A 4,341-nucleotide genomic window follows, 5' to 3' on the forward strand; every position below is an offset into this window, starting at 1 on the left:
CCGCGGATTTCACCTGCGCCGAGGGCACCGGCGTGGCGTAGCGCACCGGCAGCGGGTCGCGCGCGCCGACGATGGTCATCGGCAGCCGCCCGCCCTCGCGCCCGTAGGCCCGCGCCCCGAACAGCGCCAGCGGGTCGGTGACCCGCGCCATCGGGCGCTTGTTGAGGCTCGCATCCCCGGTGAAGGTCGCGGTGATCGGCGTCGTGGCCATGGCGCCCATGATCAGCCGCACCCCGGTCCCCGAGTTGCCGCAATCGATCACCTGTTCGGGCTCGGCAAAGCCACCGACGCCCACGCCCTGCACGTGCCAGGTGTCGCCGCGCTTCTCGACCTCGGCCCCGAACGCGCGCATCGCCTTCGCCGTGTCCAGCACGTCCTGCCCCTCGAGCAGCCCGGTCACGCGGGTCTCGCCCACCGCCATCGCGCCCAGGATCAGCGACCGGTGCGAGATCGACTTGTCGCCCGGCACATGGGCCTCGCCACGCAGCCCTTCGGACCGGCGCGCAATCATCGGAATGGGTTCCCCGTGGCTCGACATCTCGCCCCCTCGTGTTATCGCTCACACCGCCCATAGCAGCGCGTCATGCGACCGTCCATCACAACCCCGGCCCTTCATCTTGCCGGGAAAACTCCGGGGGAGTCGCCCGCATGGGCGACGGGGGCAGAGCCCCCTGCCCCGCTCACCGCTTGCGGAAGGTCAGGTAGTGCGGCACCCGTCCCTCGCGCAGCGCCTTCTGCTCGTAGCGGGTCGAGATCCAGTCCGACCACGGCGGCCGCCAGTCCTCGGGGCGCTCCGCCAGCCACTCGAACCCGGCCTTCGGCACCTCGACCAGCGTCTGGCGCACGTAGTCGGGAATGTCCGTCGCGACCCGGAACTCGGCGCCCGGCTTCAGCACCCGCACCAGTGGCCCGAGGTGCTCCTGCGTCACGAAGCGGCGCCGGTGGTGGCGCTTCTTGGGCCAGGGATCGGGATAGAGCAGGAACGCCTTGTCGACGCTGCCCTCGGGCAGCACGTCGAAGAGGTTACGCACGTCGCCCGGGTAGACCCGTACGTTCTCGACCCCGGCCCGCCGGATCTTGCCCAGCAGCATGGCGACGCCGTTGATGAAGGGCTCGCAGCCGATCACGCCCACATCCGGGTAGGTCGCGGCCTGGTGCACCATGTGCTCGCCGCCGCCGAACCCCACCTCCAGCCAGACCGGCTTGCCGTCGAAGAGCGCCCCCGTGTCGAGCGGCAGCCGCTCGGGGTTCTCCTCCCAGTCCACGGCGCCCGGCGAGAGCCGACCGAGGTCCTCGTCGAGATAGGTTTCCTGGGACGCCTTCAGGGTCTTGCCCCGCACGCGGCCGTAGAAATTGCGCCAGGGGGCGTCGGGATGCTTGTTGGACGTTGTCATGGCCCGGGCGTTTAGCGCCAAGTCGGGCGCGGGGCAATCCCGCAGCGGGCAGCCGCCACCGCAAACGCCCCGCAAACGAGAAGGGCGCCGCAAGCCGATCCGGCCCGCGACGCCCCTTGTCTCTCCCCCCGGCATCACCGGGGGGAAATCTGTGTCTCTGCTCCCTCACCCCGACAGCGCCGGGGCGGGGCTCCGTTTCAGACCGCCGCCATCAGCGCGTCGGCGAGGTCGGTACGCTCCCACGAGAAGCCGCCGTCCTCTTCCGGGGCCCGGCCGAAGTGGCCATAGGCCGCGGTGCGGGCGTAGATCGGCTTGTTCAGCTCGAGATGGGTGCGGATGCCGCGCGGGGTCAGGTCCATGACCTTGGGGATCGCCAGTTCGATCGCCGCCGCGTCGACTTCGCCGGTGCCGTGGGTGTCGACGTAGATCGACAGCGGCCGGGCGACGCCGATGGCATAGGACAGCTGCACGGTGCAGCGGTCGGCCATGCCCGAGGCCACGACGTTCTTGGCGAGGTAGCGCGCGGCATAGGCGGCCGAGCGGTCGACCTTGGTCGGATCCTTGCCCGAGAACGCGCCGCCGCCGTGCGGTGCGGCACCGCCGTAGGTGTCGACGATGATCTTGCGCCCGGTGAGACCCGCGTCGCCGTCGGGCCCGCCGATCACGAAGGCACCGGTCGGGTTCACCCACCACTCGGTGGTGTTGGTGAGCCAGCCGTCCGGCAGAACCTCGCGGATGTAGGGCTCGACGATGGCGCGCACGTCATCCGATGACAGGTCCGGGTCGAGATGCTGGTGCGACAGCACCACCGACGACACCGCCACCGGCTTGCCACCTTCGTAGCGCACCGAGAACTGCGATTTCGCATCCGGGCCAAGCACCGGCTCGGCGCCCGACTTGCGGGCCTCGGCGAGGCGCTTGAGCACCGCGTGCGAGTACAGGATCGGAGCCGGCATCAGCTCGGCCGTCTCGTTCGTGGCATAGCCGAACATGATGCCCTGATCGCCGGCGCCCTCGTCGCCGCGTTCGCCGGTCACACCCTGTGCGATGTGGGCCGACTGCTCGTGCAGGAGGTTGGTGATCTCGCAGGTTTCCCAGTGGAACTTGTCCTGCTCGTAGCCGATATCCTTGATGCAGGCGCGCACGATATCGGGCATCGCCTTCATGTATTCGGCCAGCTTGTCTTGATCGGTCAGGCCGACCTCGCCACCGATGACCACGCGGTTGGTGGTGGCGAAGGTCTCGCAGGCGACGCGCGCAAGCGGGTCTTCGGCGAGAAGGGCGTCGAGGACTGCATCGGAAATGCGATCGCAGACCTTGTCAGGGTGACCCTCGGAAACAGACTCCGAGGTGAATGTATAATCTTTTCGGGACATTGTCGCTCCATTAATACCGAGCCATCACGCCAGGAAGCCGTTGTGACGGTAATTTACAATGGACCACCGCTACGTGGTCAGGGGGTCCGCGTCAATCGGAAACGCGACGCGATATGTAAAATGCCGCACATCCGAGGAAAAAGAGAGCAATGAGCATGGGGAGGTCCCCGGTCCGGCTGTAAGGTGTCACCCGCAGCGGCGGCGGCAGCGGCGTGTCGAGGTAACCGGCCTCGCCCAGCGGCACCGAATCCAGCACCCGCCCGGCGCCGTCGATCACCGCAGAGACCCCGGTGTTGGCGGCGCGCAGCATCGGCAACCCCTGTTCGATGGCCCGGATGCGCGATTGCGAGAGGTGCTGGTACGGGCCCGAGACCTGGCCGAACCACGCGTCATTGGTGATCTGAAGCAGGAAATCCGCCCGGCCCGGCGCGTTGTGCACGTCCTGCGGGAACACCGCCTCGTAGCAGATCAGCGGCAGGGCGCGGCCAAGGCCTTTGCCAAGGTCGATGATCTGCGGCCCCGGCCCGGCAGTGTAGCCGCCCTCGGCGCGCTGCGCGAGCCCGCCCACCCCCACGTGCCGGAACAGCGCCGCGGCGGGCATGTATTCCCCGAACGGCACGAGGTGGTGCTTGTCGTAGACCTGCATCACGTCGGGTCCCTGCCCCGCGAGCACCAGCGAATTGTACCACGCGCCGTCTTCTTCGCGCTGGATGCCCAGCACCACCCGCGCCGGGAAGGCCGCGTCGGTGATGATGCCCAGCGCCTCGTCGGCATTGTCGAGCAGCATAGGCACCGCGGTTTCCGGCCAGACCACCAGATCCGGGCGGCCCAGCCCGTCATGCGAGGGCGCGGCGGTGAAATCGACCTGGCGCTCGAAGAAGATCGGCACGAAGGCGCGGTCCCATTTCTGGTGCTGCGGCGCGTTGGGCTGCACCAGCCGCACGACCGGGCGCCCGGTCAGGTCCTGCAGCGGCGGCACCATGGCCGCCCCGCCCCAGACCAGCGCCACGACCGCGGCAACACCGACGCCGCCCGTAACCCAGGCGCGACGTCCGCCGCGCAGGGCCATGGCGATGAGCGACACCGCCAGCAGGGTGACGAGGTTGAGCCCGTGCGGGCCGATCACCGAAACCCACTGGATCGCATCGACCGAGGCCCAGAGATAGCCGACCATGGCCCAGGGAAAGCCGGTGAGCACGTAGGCCCTCGCCAGCTCCGCCGCGGCCCAGGCGACGGCGAGCGCGAAGAGCCGCGTGCGCAGCCCGCGCGCGTGGCCTGCGCCCCAGAAGGCCAGCGCCCAGAACAGCGCGAGCCCGGCGGCAAGGAAGAACAGCGCGAAGGGCGCCATCCAGCCGGTGGTGGCGGCATCGACCTGGAACGGTTCGGTGACCCAGTTCAGCACGAGCGCGAAGTAGCCGAGCCCCACGCCCCAGCCGGCGCCGAAGGCGCCGCGCCGGGTGGACGTGATCGAGAACACGAGGACCGCCCCCAGAAGCCCCGCGACGGCGAGCCAGGTCAGCGCCCAGGGCGCCTGCCCCAGACCCATCAGCGCGCCGGCACCGATCCCTAGG

At 69.5% G+C, this 4,341-nt stretch carries 3 protein-coding genes, 1 pseudogene and 1 riboswitch; all 4 genes and pseudogenes read right to left on the reverse strand.

Annotated elements, in window-relative coordinates; translation table 11 throughout:
• Positions 1-538: pseudogene (locus tag HC022_RS20000) on the reverse strand (3-phosphoshikimate 1-carboxyvinyltransferase); the annotation flags it as partial.
• Positions 539-680: 142 nt separating this feature from the next.
• Positions 681-1,394, reverse strand: a complete 714-nt coding sequence (locus HC022_RS20005; protein ID WP_175583656.1) for a tRNA (guanosine(46)-N(7))-methyltransferase TrmB — start codon at positions 1,392-1,394, stop codon at positions 681-683.
• A gap of 197 nt (positions 1,395-1,591) precedes the next feature.
• Positions 1,592-2,770: a methionine adenosyltransferase gene (gene metK / locus HC022_RS20010; protein WP_008885914.1), complete on the reverse strand. Its 1,179-nt coding sequence runs from the start codon at positions 2,768-2,770 to the stop codon at positions 1,592-1,594.
• Positions 2,771-2,773: 3 nt separating this feature from the next.
• Positions 2,774-2,822, reverse strand: a riboswitch (SAM-SAH riboswitch).
• 39 nt (positions 2,823-2,861) lie between these two features.
• Positions 2,862-4,334 (reverse strand): apolipoprotein N-acyltransferase, encoded by a 1,473-nt coding sequence (gene lnt / locus HC022_RS20015; protein ID WP_167453592.1) that lies wholly within the window; start codon positions 4,332-4,334, stop codon positions 2,862-2,864.
• Positions 4,335-4,341: the final 7 nt, after the last annotated feature.

This window comes from Salipiger sp. HF18, from assembly GCF_011806505.1.
GTDB lineage: Bacteria > Pseudomonadota > Alphaproteobacteria > Rhodobacterales > Rhodobacteraceae > Salipiger > Salipiger thiooxidans.

Coding starts and splice junctions, on each gene's coding strand:
- HC022_RS20005 (WP_175583656.1), bottom strand. CDS start 1,394: ATGACAACGTCCAACAAGCATCCCGACGCCCCCTGGCGCAATTTCTAC.
- metK (WP_008885914.1), bottom strand. CDS start 2,770: ATGTCCCGAAAAGATTATACATTCACCTCGGAGTCTGTTTCCGAGGGT.